17 protein-coding genes are annotated in these 16,507 nt (G+C 37.2%); 4 read left to right on the forward strand and 13 right to left on the reverse strand.

All coding sequences use genetic code 11. The features are described from left to right. Window positions 1-58 precede the first annotated feature (58 nt). The gene (locus MKX39_RS16470) at window positions 59-1,084 is read right to left on the reverse strand and encodes a LolA family protein (protein WP_340763639.1); all 1,026 of its coding nucleotides are present in this window, start codon (window positions 1,082-1,084) and stop codon (window positions 59-61) included. A 58-nt stretch (window positions 1,085-1,142) separates the two neighbouring features. Beyond that, a complete protein-coding gene (gene acpS / locus MKX39_RS16475) occupies window positions 1,143-1,496 on the reverse strand; it encodes a holo-ACP synthase (protein ID WP_093537572.1) in 354 nt (117 codons plus the stop codon). 68 nt (window positions 1,497-1,564) lie between these two features. Between acpS and MKX39_RS16480 the strand changes: the two genes are divergently transcribed. Further along, window positions 1,565-2,191, forward strand: a complete 627-nt coding sequence (locus MKX39_RS16480) for a rhomboid family intramembrane serine protease (RefSeq protein WP_340763641.1) — start codon at window positions 1,565-1,567, stop codon at window positions 2,189-2,191. A gap of 168 nt (window positions 2,192-2,359) precedes the next feature. Here the strand turns inward: MKX39_RS16480 and MKX39_RS16485 are convergent, their stop codons facing one another. From MKX39_RS16485 to MKX39_RS16525, 9 genes are all read right to left on the reverse strand, one after another. Continuing rightward, on the reverse strand, window positions 2,360-3,862 hold the full coding sequence (locus MKX39_RS16485) for a PH domain-containing protein (protein WP_340770542.1): 1,503 nt from the start codon (window positions 3,860-3,862) through the stop codon (window positions 2,360-2,362). Next, window positions 3,852-4,331: a PH domain-containing protein gene (locus MKX39_RS16490; protein WP_340770544.1), complete on the reverse strand. Its 480-nt coding sequence runs from the start codon at window positions 4,329-4,331 to the stop codon at window positions 3,852-3,854. The genes MKX39_RS16485 and MKX39_RS16490 overlap by 11 nt, the downstream gene beginning before the upstream one ends. Before the next feature lie 170 nt (window positions 4,332-4,501). Next, window positions 4,502-6,058 (reverse strand): DEAD/DEAH box helicase, encoded by a 1,557-nt coding sequence (locus tag MKX39_RS16495; RefSeq protein ID WP_340770545.1) that lies wholly within the window; start codon window positions 6,056-6,058, stop codon window positions 4,502-4,504. 338 nt (window positions 6,059-6,396) lie between these two features. After that, entirely contained in the window at window positions 6,397-7,116 is a 720-nt protein-coding gene (locus MKX39_RS16500; protein ID WP_340770547.1) for an alpha/beta hydrolase, read from the reverse strand. Between the two features lie 19 nt (window positions 7,117-7,135). Then, window positions 7,136-8,506, reverse strand: coding sequence for a UDP-N-acetylmuramoyl-tripeptide--D-alanyl-D-alanine ligase (locus MKX39_RS16505; protein WP_340770550.1), 1,371 nt, complete (start codon window positions 8,504-8,506; stop codon window positions 7,136-7,138). A gap of 4 nt (window positions 8,507-8,510) precedes the next feature. Beyond that, window positions 8,511-9,593, reverse strand: coding sequence for a D-alanine--D-alanine ligase (locus MKX39_RS16510; RefSeq protein ID WP_093537566.1), 1,083 nt, complete (start codon window positions 9,591-9,593; stop codon window positions 8,511-8,513). A 66-nt stretch (window positions 9,594-9,659) separates the two neighbouring features. After that, the gene (locus tag MKX39_RS16515; protein ID WP_093537565.1) at window positions 9,660-9,974 is read right to left on the reverse strand and encodes a DMT family transporter; all 315 of its coding nucleotides are present in this window, start codon (window positions 9,972-9,974) and stop codon (window positions 9,660-9,662) included. Continuing rightward, complete coding sequence (sugE, locus tag MKX39_RS16520; protein WP_093537564.1) at window positions 9,974-10,312, reverse strand: quaternary ammonium compound efflux SMR transporter SugE; 339 nt, start codon at window positions 10,310-10,312, stop codon at window positions 9,974-9,976. Before sugE ends, MKX39_RS16515 begins: the two co-directional genes overlap by 1 nt. Before the next feature lie 59 nt (window positions 10,313-10,371). Then, window positions 10,372-11,115 (reverse strand): hypothetical protein, encoded by a 744-nt coding sequence (locus MKX39_RS16525; protein ID WP_245762717.1) that lies wholly within the window; start codon window positions 11,113-11,115, stop codon window positions 10,372-10,374. Between the two features lie 155 nt (window positions 11,116-11,270). Between MKX39_RS16525 and MKX39_RS16530 the strand changes: the two genes are divergently transcribed. Continuing rightward, entirely contained in the window at window positions 11,271-12,452 is a 1,182-nt protein-coding gene (locus MKX39_RS16530; RefSeq protein WP_093537563.1) for an FtsW/RodA/SpoVE family cell cycle protein, read from the forward strand. Window positions 12,453-12,869: 417 nt separating this feature from the next. On the opposite strand, the gene MKX39_RS16535 is transcribed toward MKX39_RS16530, so the two are convergent. Beyond that, entirely contained in the window at window positions 12,870-13,007 is a 138-nt protein-coding gene (locus tag MKX39_RS16535) for an Lmo0850 family protein (protein ID WP_175496281.1), read from the reverse strand. Window positions 13,008-13,177: 170 nt separating this feature from the next. Between MKX39_RS16535 and MKX39_RS16540 the strand changes: the two genes are divergently transcribed. Continuing rightward, entirely contained in the window at window positions 13,178-13,591 is a 414-nt protein-coding gene (locus tag MKX39_RS16540) for a CBS domain-containing protein (protein WP_093537562.1), read from the forward strand. Between the two features lie 177 nt (window positions 13,592-13,768). After that, window positions 13,769-14,932 carry an MFS transporter gene (locus tag MKX39_RS16545; protein WP_340763648.1) on the forward strand — a complete coding sequence of 388 codons (1,164 nt, stop codon included), beginning with the start codon at window positions 13,769-13,771 and terminating at the stop codon, window positions 14,930-14,932. A gap of 205 nt (window positions 14,933-15,137) precedes the next feature. Here MKX39_RS16545 and MKX39_RS16550 read toward each other — a convergent pair whose 3' ends face one another. Then, window positions 15,138-16,433, reverse strand: a complete 1,296-nt coding sequence (locus tag MKX39_RS16550; protein WP_340770553.1) for an MFS transporter — start codon at window positions 16,431-16,433, stop codon at window positions 15,138-15,140. Window positions 16,434-16,507: the final 74 nt, after the last annotated feature.

The following is a 16,507-nucleotide window of genomic DNA, read 5'->3' on the forward strand; positions in this document are numbered from 1 at the left end:
CTCTTTTAATCAGTTTAAACCGATTATCCTACTAGTGTACTGAAGTAGTCAACCCTAATTACTTTAAACCACTAGTTGTCATAGATGCGGCAACTTCAATCATTTCTTCTTTCGTCAATGTAGAGGATGCAATAAAGAATGACATACCATCTTGCTCCCAAGAAAGAGACTGGTCAGTAATTGCACCTATTGCAACTCCTAGATCAACCGGATCTCCAGGTGAGAATACAGGAATAATAGAGGAGTCCCCCGGTTCGCTTCGATGTTGAATTATCGTAAACTCTTTGTCTCCACTATATGTTAAAATAACTCTTTTTTCTCCGTCGACTTCCACCACTTTTTCGTCAATATTGTGCACTTGATCCCATTTTAACATTGGATAATAAGTTTCCATTTCAGCATTATCAATCTCTGCCGATGTCTCTACGGTTTCTTCCGTGCCTTCAGCTTTACCTGTAGGCGTTTGCTCTATTTTATATTCTGCTGCTGCATGTGTTTTTCCTAGCGATACTTTTTTAAATGTAATATGAATTTGCTCTTCTTTGTTTTCATTCATGATAGAAACATCTGTTGGTAGTAATGTCTTTTTATTGATGTAAATCTTTTGAGTTGGCAGCATAGTTTTATGGTTGTTACTAGTTTTTGTTTCAAAGACATATTTGTCACCTTCTTCTTTGAAGGTTGCCGTTTTATCTTTTTTTATGTCGTTGGCTAGTGAACCGATTAAATATGCTTGGCTATTTTCAGTTGGCCATTTACTTTGGAACTTATACGTTTTGTTCAGCGCTGGTGTTACGACAAATACACCTTCTGTGTTACGGATGATCATTTGGGTATTCTCTGCATTTGTATCCGATACCTGTACTCGGTAAAAATCCGGTTTAGTGTGCCAAACTTCCACACCATATACTCTTGGTTCTTCCCCAGTCATGATGCTCATCTCTGCTTCGAGCTCATACCCCTTTGCATCCACCCACTTGTTACTAAGTTTTTTCACAACATCTTCTTTCGAATCGGCTCCACATGCGGAAAGTACTAAGATTGTTACAATTAAAAAAAATAGTTTAGCCACGCGGCTCTTCAATCAGTCCATCCTTTCTATTATCACTGCGTTCATTCATTGTATGTAGATGGACGACCGGTTATGATTGTAGAATTACTTGAGCAGCCACATAAACTTTTGTATGGGTTATAGATACAAATCCATTAACTTCTATTCCTTTAAAATATAAAACAGGCTTACCTGAAGGTTCTTTTAAAATTTCAATATCTTGAAAACTACAATCTTTCCCTATTCCAGTTCCTCGAGCTTTAGAAAATGCTTCTTTGGCTGCAAATCTCCCTGCTAAGTATTCGATTCGTCTTGTCCCGGATAACTCATTTAATTGAACTCTTTCTTTTTCGGAAAGTACCCGCTCTTCAAACTTACGTGTTTTAGCAGAAATGGATTGGATTCTTTCTATTTCAGTTATATCTAATCCTATTCCAGTAATCATGAATGTTTCTCCTTTCCAAATATCCTCCTTACAGGATATACTAATAGTAGATAAATTGAGGTGAAATAATGTTTAGTAGAACAGAAAATTTTAAACAATACATAAAACTATATCCAGTTGTTTCTTCTTTGCTTGCATTGAATATTGTTATTCATTTGTTAACTTTAGTCCCTATATTTGGATCACAATTATTTAATTACGGTGTTCACTTTAACTTATTAATTAGTGAGGGTGAATATTGGCGTTTGATAACTCCGATATTCTTGCATGCAAACTTTGCTCATTTATTATTCAATATGTTCTCGTTGTACATATTTGGGCCAGAGTTGGAGCAACTAGCTGGTAAGGCTCGTTTCCTAACTATTTATATGCTAGCAGGATTAGTTGGTAATGTCGCTACCTACCTAATACACGATTGGAATTATACAAGTGTTGGAGCAAGTGGGGCTATTTACGGGATATTCGGTGCTTTTGGGGCTTTGGTTTATTATACGAGAAATTTCATGCCACAGCTAAAACAAATTATTATTCCGATTATTGTAATTGGAGTAATTATGACATTCCTGCAACCGAAGATTAATGTTACTGCTCACATAGCTGGGCTGATAACTGGTTTTGTACTAGGAATGGTTTACTTCCATCCGAAGCGAATAGCTGCTTGGAAGAAAAGACAGCGTAAGCTTAAATCTGTTTAAGGATCAAAACCAGATTCTATCGTTTCCGAAGTGCTTTGGACAGATTTACAGCTATTTTATTAACCGTTAATTTTTTGAGAGACTGATTGTGACTGCCGTCGCAATTAGTCTCTCTTTTTTCATTAATCTTATTCCTGGGCTCACACTTCATAAAAAAAAGAACAGCCCTTACAAAGGCTGTTCCTTCTCTCTATCTATAGGCTCTATCCTAGTAGGTTCATACCATTTCATTAAGCTCTCTGCATCAGCTTTTTCAATATGAGGAATAGTAGTTGATGATCCAGACACACCTGACTTAATAGTAGTCATAATAGAAGATACATTGGATTTTTTTTGAAAATACGTAGTTCGAGCTGTCATTGCTTGAATACGTTTCTTTTCCATCCAAATAGATACTCTACTAAATAGACGATATTGCACAACAAGTTGCTTTTCATCCATCCAATATCCAGCCGTCTTATGCTGCCATGCTCCCCATAGGAAACTCAGTGGAAATAGTAAGAAGGAGAATAGTCCAAATGGAAAGAAGAAATAACTTACACATGCTGCAACTGGAATCATCCATAAAAAATCTAAACGATAGAAAAACTTTCTCGACCGCTTCGGAACTCTTGTAAAGTTAGCTTCAAATTCATAGTTAGGGAAAATTTGAACGAGAATCGGGTTTATTTTATCCTTTTTAATGAGAGGGATTAACCTAATTTTCTCATCCTTCTCTGCTAGTGACCCCCCCGCACTATCCACGATGACGGTCGCATGTCCCGTAAGCTGCCTTAAAGGATTTTCCACTATACGTACTGCCTGAATGCGAGATAAAGGAATAGTAATTTTTTTCTTTTCTAATAATCCCCTAGTAATAATAATCTCCTGATTTTCAACCCAAATAGTAAACTCATAGTAATTTATAAAAGTAATAGCTACTGATACAATCCATGCTACTAGCAGCGCAAAGAATACCAATAATGCAATTAGTAGAGCTCCAAAACGGATAAACATAATAATCTCATTATAAATTGTTTCGTATGGGATCAATTCCGAGAATTGCGAAACGAACACTGCTAAACCTGAGAAAAATACACCTACCCCGCCTGATGTACTAGCAAGAATGAATAAATCTTTTCGAGACATACGAAACAAGGGCTTCCTTTGCTCTTTCGCTACCTCTTCTTGTTGAAGATCTCCATCAGATATAGTTGATTCTTTATGTTTAGCTAGATTCATCTCTTTTTTAATTTGCTCCGCTGCTTCTTTGGTAATTGCTGTCAATTCAGCATCCGCTTCTTTTGTCGCGCCCCCGCCAGCTGTTTCTACTTTCACCTTTATTAAACCAAATGGTCGATGAAATATGCCCTCTGTATAATTTAAACTTTGGATTCTTTCAAATGGGATATACCTTTTTTTCTTTACGAAGAGACCATATTCGATGCGAAGCTCTTCTTCTTCAAACCAATAACGAAACCTTTTCCATTCAATGATGCCACTAACTAACATTGCGATTAATAGTACGGCATAAATAATATAGATAATATAGGAGGTCCAACTACCAGAGCCTCCCCCAAATCCATTAACGGCAATAACTACGACTAATGGAATAATCATTTCTTTTAATACTTTTACAAAGTTAATAACCGCTGAAATAGGATGTAGAGTAAACTTTTCTTTAGACATCATCTTCCGCCACCCTTGCAAGTACAGAAATCCTGCCTCGAAGTTCATCCGCTTCCTCAGTTACGAGTGCAGGAATAGTATGACTCGTCGCAGCAGTTGAAATAGTAATAGAAGATAGATCATACTTTCTCAAAATAGGTCCCTGTTCCGTATCAACATGCTGTACTCTCACCATTGGCACTAAAGTTCTTTTCACGATAAACAAACCATGCTGTAATTCAATTTCTTGTTCACGCACTTCATATCTCCAACGAGTCCATCTAATTTTGGGGAACAAATAAATTAATAAATATCCTATGAGTAATATCACTACTACATCTACTATGTATAACCATATTAATTGTCCTGTAAAATAATTGATAAATCCTACTCCAATACCTACTAAAAGGACAATTAACGTTTGAAATAACCCGTAAATTCTCCAGACACGTAATCCACTTTCTGATAATTGATTGATTGGTTCTTGTCTCATATGAAACCCCCTCTTCCATCATTGTATACGAAACAAAGGATAAAATGTTTCAATATAGTACATTTTTCTTGTACGAGAATGGCAACTTCCATTTAAAAATTCTTCCAAAAGATAAAAGGGTGAACTTACATCGAAATGTAAGTTCACCCTTTATAAGTTCTTGTCTTAAATTATTTTTCGCTACGTGGTGAGCGAGTTCTTGTGCTACGTTGTGTAGAGCCGTCACGGGGACCACTGCTACGACGTGCGCCAGAACTTGGACGTGAACCGCCAGCTGATGATGAACGAGGTCCGCGATCGCTGCTTCCATTACGACCACCTGATGAACTACGTCCGCCACCGCCGCTACGGTTACCTTTGTAACCACCGCCGCCACTGCGTCCGCCGCCACCACGTTCTCCACGAGAAGGTAATGGACGTTCTTCAGAAAGAGAAATCGGAGTATCATCCGGTTCTTTCGTCATTGATTTTAAAGCTGCAGCAATTACATCTACTGCTTCAAATTTTTCAAGCATTTCTTGTGCTAATGGACGATAATCGCCTAAATCATTTTTGTTTACAATTTCAGCTAAAGATTCTACTGCAACACGTTTAAGTCCAACTAGTGCTTCATCAGAGCTTGGAGGGATTAAAGCTTCCATACGTTTTTTCGTTGTATTCTCAACGATACGTAAGTAACCCATTTCTCTCGGTGTTACGAATGTAGTTGCGATACCACTTTTACCTGCACGCCCTGTACGACCGATACGGTGAACATAGCTTTCAGGATCTTGTGGGATATCAAAGTTATACACATGTGTTACGCCAGAGATATCTAATCCACGTGCCGCTACATCTGTTGCAACAAGAATATCGATTTTACCTGCCTTGAATTGTTTTAATACAGACATACGTTTCGCTTGGCTTAAATCACCATGAATACCTTCTGCAAGATATCCACGAATGCTTAGAGCATGTGCTAATTCGTCTACTCTACGTTTTGTACGACCAAAGATAATCGCAAGTTCTGGTTGTTGTACATTTAAAATTCTTGAAAGAACATCAAATTTCTCACGTTCAGTAGCTTTTACGTAGAACTGTTCAATATTTTCAACAGTCATTTCTTTAGACTTGATTTTTACTTCCACTGGATCTTTCATGAAGCGTTCTGCAATTTTACGAATTGGTCCTGGCATTGTAGCTGAGAACAATAATGTTTGACGCTCAGGAGGTACACTTTCTAAAATTGTGTTAATATCTTCAATGAATCCCATGTTAAGCATTTCATCTGCTTCGTCTAAGATAAGTGTTTGAACTTGGTCAAGTTTTAACGTACGACGGTTAATATGGTCAAGAATACGACCAGGTGTACCTACGATAACTTGTGGTTTGTTTTTAAGTGCACGGATTTGACGGCTAATTTCTTGCCCACCGTATACTGATAATAGACGAACCTTTTTGTCATATCCTAATTTATAAAGCTCTTCCGAAACTTGAATTGCAAGTTCACGTGTTGGAGCGATGATTAACGCTTGGATATTTGGGTTTTTAATATCGATTTTTTCAATCATTGGGATACCAAATGCAGCAGTTTTACCTGTACCAGTCTGTGCTTGACCGATAACGTCGCGTCCACTCATAGCATGTGTAATAGTACCTTCTTGGATTGGTGTTGCTTCTTCAAACCCCATACGTTGTACGGATTTTAATGTAGAAGCGCTAATATTTAATTCTGAAAAGTTTGTCAAAATTTTAATCTCCTTTTTGTCCTTTTTCGACAAATGGTTACATTTTCAGATGAAATTGCGGCAAATTCGAGCCTATACGAGGAACGTTTCCGTTACTTAAAATTCTCTGTGGTTTTAGATCAGAGGGGTCTTATATAAAGGGAAAGCCCGGTCTTTTGCCGAGCGGTCTGTTAATGAGTGATCGTGCCATACTACTTCAACAAACCGTTATGTTCAAAAAAAAGTACTCTTCAATAAACGCTGAAGAGTCTCCACACAAAATGTATCCATTGCTCTAAACGTAGTATATCATGCAACAAACTCAGTTGCAATGAATAAGCAACTGTTATAATTATTAATTAATTACTTGCAATATTCCCCTCCTCTTCTTCCTCCTTCAAAAAATTGAGTGCGGTATTAAACCAATCTTGACAGTCTTCACTATGGCAAATATGGTGTTTCCCTAATTCCGAATAGACTATTTCTTTTTTCAAAGAACCAATTTCATCGTAGATAAACTGGGCAGTGGCATAAGGTACAATACCATCTTTTTTACCTTGGACTATATAGACTGGTACTGTAATTTGATCATAATAAGGTTGAACTATACGTACTAAACGGATAAATTCTAATGTTGCAGGTATAGGAGTTCCTTTCACTTTATAACTGTATTGTTTATATAAAGTATTTTCTGCAAGCTTACCAACAACTGCCTCTTTAGCTATATCCTTTATATCTTGTAGAAGTTGGGGTGGATATATATACTTTGCAGCAGCACTCAACAATACAAGTTTGTGAATTGGATAACGATTCGCCAAGTACATCCCAATAATACCACCCATGGAAAATCCCACTATAATTACACGGTCTACTTCTTTTTGTAACTGGCGAAGCGACTGTTCCGCCGCCATCATCCATGATTCTGCTGTTACATTTTTTAGCTCTAACGTTTCACCATGACCAGGTAAAGTAGGGACAACGATGTTCCAGTTTGTATGCGCTTGTAAATAGTCTACAAATGGCTGTATCTCATATGGTCCACCTGTAAAACCGTGAATACCTAATACTCCTGTTTTCATCGTCCCCACACCTATCACATTATTTTTGAAATGGCTCAATTACTCTTTCTAACTGCATTCCCCTTGAGCCCTTTACTAAAACAATAGATTGATCATTTATTTTATTTGCTAAGAAAGCCACAAGTTTTTCTATGTCATCATTAACCCAAATAATTTGTTTGTCAGCAAATTGTTCTACCAACTTGTTATACAGCCATTCCATCCGCGGACCGTATAAACAAACTCCATTAAAGACTTCATTCGAAATCGATTTGCTCATCTCTTCATGGTATTGCTGCTCTTTGTTACCAAGCTCGAGCATATCTCCTAAAACTAACCATTTTTCTGGCTTTATAGAGGATTTTTCAATGAACGAAATTGCTGCACGCATGGAAGTCGGAGCCGCATTATAAGCATCATTGATGAAAACTGTCCCATTATTCCCTTCGATTACTTGCATTCGCATATCAGTTAAGACTATTTGTTTTAACGCTTTACGCATTTGTTCGGAAGTTAATCCAACTTCTTTTCCGATTAATAGTGCAGCAAGCGTATTTTTCACTTGATGCTCTCCTAATACAGGAATAGACATTTCTTCGTTTAACTCTCCTTCTACACGGAAGGTGCTTCCTTGTTCCGTAAAGTTCACTTCAGCAATACGTAGATTATTGTGTTCCTGAACACCAAATGATTTAGTCATTATCTGAGGATTTCCTTCAACAAACGGACGTAGCAAAGGTTCATCTCCATCATAGAATAATTGGCCAGTTTCCTCTAGGCCTGCAATAATTTCAAATTTCGCTTTTGCAATACCTTCACGAGAGCCGAGATCCTGCATGTGCGCTTCGCCAATATTCGTAATAACTACATATTTTGGCTTTGCCAAATTGGATAAAAATTCAATTTCGCCAAAAGAGCTCATACCCATTTCAAGCACTGCAAACTCCGTATCTTCTTCAAGAGAAAGGATTGTTAAAGGTAAGCCTAGCTCATTATTAAAATTGCCCTCTGTCTTTTTCACGCGGAAATACGGCGAAAGCATACCTGCCACCAAATCTTTAGTCGATGTTTTACCATTAGATCCAGTAATTCCGATGAACACTGAATGCAATTCAGCCCGATAAGCCTTCGCCATTTGCTGAAGTGCTCCTTCTCCGCTTTCTACAAACAAAAGGGGAACGTTTTGGGGTGGATTCGGTTCGTCTTTCAACCAAAGGGATGCTGCTGCTCCTTTGGCAAAAGCATCCTGAACAAATCGATGACCATTTACTTGCTCTCCGCGAAATGGGATAAACAAATCACCTGGTTGAATCGTTCTTGTATTGATCGAAACTCCTGTAATAACAGGATTCTCATCAATTTTTTCTTCAATGTGTAACCACTCTGCTATATGCGCTAATGTCTTTTTCACTTGGTCACTCCCCGTCTTTCGAGTGTTCCAACTGTTGCTTTTCTTCATGACGTTCAAGCGCTAATTGGATAAGTTCTTCTATTAAATCGGAATACGATAGACCTGATTCCATCCAAAGTTTAGGATACATGCTTATAGGTGTAAATCCTGGCATTGTATTTACTTCATTGATAATGACTTCTTCTTCATCTGTTACAAAAAAGTCTGCCCGTACAAGACCCGAACAATCCAAGATTTTGAAAGCACGAATAGCAGCATCCTCTAATTTCCCTTGAAGCTCTACAGAAACTTGGGCAGGAATTGCATAATTCGTTGTGCCATCCTCATATTTTGCCTCATAGTCATAAAAGTCCTTCGTCGGTAGTACTTCCCCTGCAACGGAACATCTAGGCTCATCATTACCAAGTACACTCATTTCAATTTCACGCGCCATAATTCCTTGCTCTACAATAATTTTACGGTCATATTTAAAGGCATACTCTATTGCTTTGATAAGTTCTTGGCGGTTTGTAACTCGACTAATCCCTACACTAGAACCTAGATTGGCTGGTTTTACAAATAGAGGCCATTGTAGGCTTTCTTCCATTTTTTGAAGTAAATCATTCTGGTTTTTTTTCCATTCTCTATTTATGAAATAGATATATGGAACCTGTGATAAGCCAGCTTGTGCAAATAACTGCTTCATCACTACTTTATCCATACCTGCCGCAGATGCTAATACACCATTACCAACATAGGGTAAGTTTAATACTTCTAACAATCCTTGTACCGTTCCATCTTCCCCGTTCGGACCATGCAAAAGAGGAAAAATAACATCTAGTTGAGTTGTATCGTCCCCTTGTTGCGGTAGAAAACTAGTAATCGTATTTGGATTTGTTATTTCACTGCCAAATTGCAGAGATTCAATTGACTCAACTGCTGCAGTGAGCTGACCTTCTTTTCTCCATTCACCTGTTTTTGTGATGAAAATTGGATACACTTCATATTTATCAAAGTTAATCGCTTGAGAAACCGCTCTTGCAGTAAGTAAAGATACTTCATGCTCTGCAGATTTCCCACCGTATAATAAGCCCACTTTTATTTTCATAAGTTATATTCCTCCACGTTTTGGATATTCATTATTTTATCACGGACAGCCTCAATAGTTGAGTATTTAACCAAACAATTTAAGACCCACTACACCCATAATTATACAGCTTAAAAAGAACAACTTCTTTCTACTTCTTTTCTCTTTAAATAAATACATCCCTAATAGAACACTTCCTGCTGCACCGATTCCTGTCCATACAGCGTAACCAGTACCAACCGCAATTTCTTTTAATGCTAAAGACAATAAGAAAAAACTTAAAGCAGCAGAGATCACAGTTAAAATCGTAAATTTTATGTTTTTGAATCCATCCGATAACTTCATGCTAATAACGAAGGCAACTTCAAATACACCAGCAATTACTATTAAAAACCACGCCATTAGATCGCCTCCTCTTCATCTTCATCATCTACTAGTTTGAGACCGATGATTCCAAAAAGTAGGACAAACAAAAAGAGCAGTTTCCCTGCACTTACTTCTTCACCAAACCAAATAATGCCAACAATAGCCGTGCCTGCTGCTCCAATACCCGTGAATATAGCATATGCTGTACCGATCGGAATCGTCTTCATCGCTTTAGCGAACAGGAAAAAACTTACGATTAAAAATATAATCGTTACAATAGAAGGAACAAGCTCCGTAAAGCCATGCGCCTCCTTTAAACCAATCGCCCAGACGATTTCTGTTAATCCTGCTATTATCAATAAGATCCACGCCACTTAGTTCACCTCATTACAATAAACGCTCTCGCCACTTTCCCGTAGCAAAAGCGTTCTATTTATACTTCTATTAAGACGTCTGATGGCTTAGCCATATGTAAGTTTAGATCTTCCAAAACTTCATCTGGGAATATATTTTCTGGGAGAATGCGAATCTCAATACCATAATTTAGTTTATCTGTTTTGAACAAGGACATTAACACTCCATCTTCAAACAATTCGTTATGCTCTGTTACTTTCTCCGCAGACAATCTAGGTAGAACGATATTATTCTTTTTACGCCAAAAAGCACTCGACTTAGACTTTTCACCAATCAACCCGGTAAAAACGTTTGCAACTAAATGATTTAAATCCTCCATATCACGGAAATAAATTTTAGTAATTTTCTGCCCTTCGTCTGAAAGGTAGACAAATCTATTTTGTAGATGATGATAAAACGGTGATCGAATAGCTTCTTTTTTATGTGCTATGTATAGTAGCTCTGCTTGTTCTTGAGGAGAGAGCATATTCAATTTTCGCTCATCTTCAAAATCCATAAAGCATAATTCAAATGGGCCTTCAGCAAATTCCTTGATAAAATGGTTGTATTGTTCAGGAACTATAAATTCAAGCTGTGTATGCATATTAAATGAAGCATCATCATAACCATGTTTTAGTAATAAAAGAGCTGACAAATCAGTGAAATTCCTTATAAATTGCTGAATCGTAATCCCACTAAACAGAGCAAAGTGCTCTACCTCATTAACGTGAACATACAAATGAGTTAAGTACTCATCCATATCTCTCACTTCTTTTTTTGCCACTGAAAATCACTCCTTTATCTGTTCTTAATAATAGCACGATTAATACAAGGAAACATCTTTATTACCTCTCACGTCTCTATTAAACCATCAAGCAAAAAATATCAATATACGCTATAATAAATGAATGAAATTCGAAAGAAATATAGGTGACTTACATGGAAAACAAAAAAGGCTTTGCTGATCGTTTCGATTGGACACTTGCTTTTATTATATTACTATTTCTAATCATTAGTTTGTTTGCTATTTCATCAGCACAAACGACTGGACAATATGGCATAAACTTTATACCTAAACAGCTTGTTTGGTATATTATTGGTTCTATTATTATTGGAATTGTCATGTTTTTTGAACCAGAACAATATAAAAAATTGTCTTGGTATATTTATGGTATTGGAGTATTTTTACTATTTATCCTTTTCGTACTCCCTGACAGTTTAGCTTTAGTAAAACCGATGAATGGCGCAAAAAGTTGGTTTCACTTACCTATAGGTGATATTCAACCTGCCGAATTTATGAAAACTTTTTATATACTAGGACTGGCCCGATTAATCACTATGCATCATGAGCAAAATCTTATTAAAACGGTTAAAACTGATTTAATTTTGCTAGTTAAAATGGGTGTAACTTTAATTATTCCTTTAGCATTTATCATGCAACAACCAGATTTAGGGACATCGTTAGTGTTCCTTGCAATTACTGTAGCCTTAATCATAGTCGCAGGAATTACATGGAAAATAATTCTCCCCATCTTTTTAGGTGGGTTGGGAATGGGCGGTTTACTACTTTGGATGGCGGTTTATATGCAGGATTTCTTATCGGACAATTTTGGATTTAACCCGTACCAATTTGCACGTATATACTCATGGTTGGATCCCTATTCATACGCATCTGATGAAGGAATGCATTTAATCACTTCATTAAATGCAATTGGCTCTGGAGAAATTTTCGGTAAAGGCTACGGAGAACGTATTGTGTATGTCCCAGAAAATCATACCGACTTTATATTTGCTGTCATTGGCGAAGAGTATGGTTTTGTAGGAGCAAGTATTGTGGTTAGCCTTTACTTCTTACTTATCTTTCATTTGACGAAAATTACCCTTCAGTTAAAGGATGCTTATAGTACGTATGTATGCGCAGGTATCATTGCAATGATTACATTCCATGTATTTGAAAATGTCGGCATGACGATTCAGTTATTACCGATTACTGGTATACCCCTTCCTTTTATAAGTTATGGTGGTAGTTCACTCATGGGGAATATGTTAGCCATTGGTTTAGTGTTTAGTATGAAATTTCATCATCGAACTTATATGTTTTCAAAAAATGAAGACGATTAATCAATTAAAGCGTGTAGATAAAGGGATTAACGCCCGACCTCTGCACGTTTTTTGTATTGTTGGACAGGTTAAAAAAAGTTCAAAACCTATTTCTAACGTTTCCGAAGGGCTTTGAACAGACATTTTGCTATATTATTACCGAGTGGATTTTTAGGGATACTGATTGGTAGTTTTATGGCGTTTGTCCCCCACAAGGAAGACATTGGTCAAGCTTTGTTTGATCAATGTCTTTGCGACGAGTAACGGCAGGAGCATATGTTTTCGTAGTGACGAGGAGATTGAAGCCGTGCCCGCGGAAATCAGCAGTATCATTGTGTAGGTGCCTAAATAAAAGACACCAAATTCTATATATTTTCTTCTATGAAAAAGAAGGTGACTCTAATCGTTTGTTAACGAAATTGTAGAGTCACCTTCTTTTTAGTTTTGCGCATGAGGACTTTGTGCTGGTGGTGCTAAAGCTTTAAGTAGGTCAAGTCTAGATTTAGTCATTGTAACAGTAACACCAAGCTTAGAAAGATTACTTACAATTTTCTTCAAATCAACTTCCTTTACCATTGAATCCACCTCGTCCTTCTATAATAATTACGATTTTCTTTCGTAAAAGTTTCTTGTTTGTCTAATTAATATATTTTATTATACCACTTTTTACCTAAGTTTAATCTTTCATTTTTATTACATATATTATGGTCTTGTAAACCATGCTATTTCTTAAAGGAGTGAATGGTTTGAACATAAGAAATGTAATGAGTAAACAAGTAGTAACGTGCAACCCACAGGACTATGTGAGCGAAGTTGCAGAACAGATGCGCACTTTGGATATCGGCTGTTTACCCGTAGTCAGCAATAAAAAATTAGTTGGAATGATTACTGATCGAGATATTGTGACAAGGGCGGTTGCCAAAGACATGAAAAGCAAAGTAGAAGATGTTATGACTAAATCTGTTATCTCTGTCACCCCAGAAGATTCTACATCCGATGCATCCATTGTTATGGCACGCCATCAAGTTCGAAGACTACCCGTAGTAGAGGATGGTGTCCTTGTAGGATTTGTCTCTTTAGCTGATTTAGCTTTTCCTTTTCCACATGTCCAAGAAATTTCTAATGCTATGGAAAGTATATCCGAGCCAAGGGATTTCTAAACATAAAAGCTGTCCTAATTAGGACGGTTTTTTTTATTACATTCCACTTGGTTATACCTTACTTTGTAGCATTTAGCTCTTTTTTTATTATCTACTAGGATATCGATTACAACGTGGCAAACTGATTAAAAACGTGTAATATAGAGATTAGAAGATTGCAGAAAGCGGGTTTGATGCGTGAAAAAGATTCTACTCATATTGATGTCTATCCAATTTTTAGTTTATCTCGGCTTTGGAATTATTATTCCCGTGCTGCCAGAGGTTATTTTAGAGCAAAATTATAATGAAATTCACGTTGGCGGTTTATTGACGATTTACTCGTTAGCTTCCTTCTTCACTGCTCCACTTTGGGGAATGCTATCCGATCGTATTGGCCGTAAAACACTTATTTTAGTCGGATTGGTAGGATTCAGTTTAAGTTTTTGGTTGTTTTCCTTGTTTTTTGATTCGCTCTTTATGCTTTACTTATCTCGTGTAGTAGGAGGATTATTTTCTGGGGCATTGTATGCAGCAGTTACAGGTTTTGCAGCTGACTTATCAACGGAAGAAAACCGTAATAAGTATATGGGATTCCTCGGTATGTCGATTGGTTTAGGCTTTATATTCGGCCCAGCAATTGGCGGAGTTCTCGGACATATAGATTTAGCTCTTCCATTTACTGCTTCTGCTATCTTGTTACTGGTGATTTTCGTGTATGCTTTGATCATTTTAAAAGAACCAGAGCGAACAGGTGAAGCAAATAAACGTGCACTCCTTCCTAAGGGAGCTATGAGTTTGTGGAGCTACCGCATTAAATATCTATTCCTATTTTCATTCATGGTCACGTTTTTACTAGCGGGTCTTGAGGCCACGTTCCAATTGTTCCAAATCGAAAGAATTGAGATTACCCCGCTACAAATAGGCTATTTGTTCATGTTCAGCGGATTTGTCGATGCGGCAATCCAGGGTGGTGTCGTTCGACGTATTAAAAATGGTACAGAAACAAAATGGCTTTTGTACGCACAAATTGTTACAGCAATTGGATTGTTTATGACTGTCTTCACTCAAAGTATTTTCTGGGCAGGACTATCTTTATGTGTGTTTACTGCAGGAAATGCGTTAGCACGAACAACGATTGTTTCTCTCACAACGAAAGAATCGGGTGGACGCTATGGGACAGCAGCAGGGATGTCTTATTCGATGGATAACCTAGGTCGTATTATCGGTCCATTATTATTCGCTTGGCTATTTACAAAACAACCAGATAATATTTATATGCTATCTGGGGTACTTGCGGTGCTCTCTATTGTTTTAATCTTTGCGTATCGCAAATCAACGAAATCATTAAAGAATGCGGCATAGTATTTAGCTATTAATACAGGTGAAGGAAAACAATTCCTTCACCTGTATTTTTATGTGGTTGAGCTTCCTTGTATCAAGATGGTGGTCTCTCATATACGAGTTAGTTCCTCTCGGATAGCTGGGCCCGTATAAGTAAGGAGCTTTCTCGTATAGGCTCTATTCTCTCTCGTATAGTATAATTTCGCTCTCGTATAACCAAACCAGACTAACTTTCCGTCTTTAAATACGCCACTCTTTTCTGCCCCAACTCCGGATGTGCAGCTCTAACTACAGAAGGTCTTGCCAAGAATAGAGTTACTAATATCAACAACATACTAGAGACAATTAAAATACCTTCTGCTGGGAATATATCGTATAAGAATCCGAACAATACCATTCCAAGTGGCATAAGCGCCATTGCGCAGGTTTCTATGATAGAAAATACACGACCCTTATAATCATCCTCTATCATTTTCTGCATCATTACCTGTATCGGAGTGTTAGTTACCATCATTGTTGCTCCAAAGAAGAACATTAGTACAATATAAAATACTACTAACATTGTGGAGGACATAGTTATTAACAATGGCAAAGCCACGGTCCCCATAAGAACTCCTAATACAACGATTCCCCATTTAGATACGAGAAACGGAAATTTTAATTCTTTTCGTGTAGAGAAGTAAATAGACAATAGAAGCATTCCAATCGCAAATGCGCCCTCTGTAAAACCAAAATGCTGTGCATTAATCTTTAATTTTTCAATGAGGATAAATGAGTATCCTACCTGATAGGCACCAAACAAAAAGTTGATAAATAAAGAGATGACAACCATTGTTTTTAAAATAGGTTGCTTCATCAAGTAACGTAAACCAGCTTTCATACTTTCTAGCATTGGTTCCTTCGGTTCCCCTTCAACTACCTCTTTTCGCTTCGCAAACAATTTAAAGTCCATCGTAGATTCCAAAAGAACCGCAATAACGGAAGCAACCATATACATAATTAGGAATACCGGCATAGACACTGCTCCGTAAAGAAGTCCGCCTACAGCTGGGCTTCCAATGGCTGCAAAAGAAATGGACATTTGGTTGAGCGACATTGCTTTTTGAATTCTTCCCTCATCGACTAATCCTGTAATAGATGAACTAAAAGTAACTCCGGAGAATAAAGAAGTTAACGATAAGATCACGGTCGTACTATAAATCGCGAATAAAGATAATCCCATCGTCAAACTCACAACGAGCAGCCCACCAATTGCGATTGTTGTTGCAATCTGTGCCACAATAACAATCATTTTACGAGAATATTTATCAGCAGCATATCCCGCAAAAGGTGCAACTATCGTTCTCGGTAAAATACTACAAATCAAATTTAGTGCAAAGCTGGATGCAGATCCTGTTAACTGTAAAATATAAAAACTAATTGCAAATGCATAAACCTGTGCTCCAAAAGTGGAAACTAATTTACTTACTGTGAACGTCCACAAATGATATGTCGCCTTCTTAAGTTTTAGTGCTTCTTCCATTTCTCTAACCCCTTCGTTTTGTGAATTATCAAAAAGTTTAATATGATTAAACAAATAATATCATGAATATACTT

Source organism: Psychrobacillus sp. FSL K6-1464 (assembly GCF_038003145.1).
GTDB lineage: Bacteria > Bacillota > Bacilli > Bacillales_A > Planococcaceae > Psychrobacillus > Psychrobacillus psychrotolerans.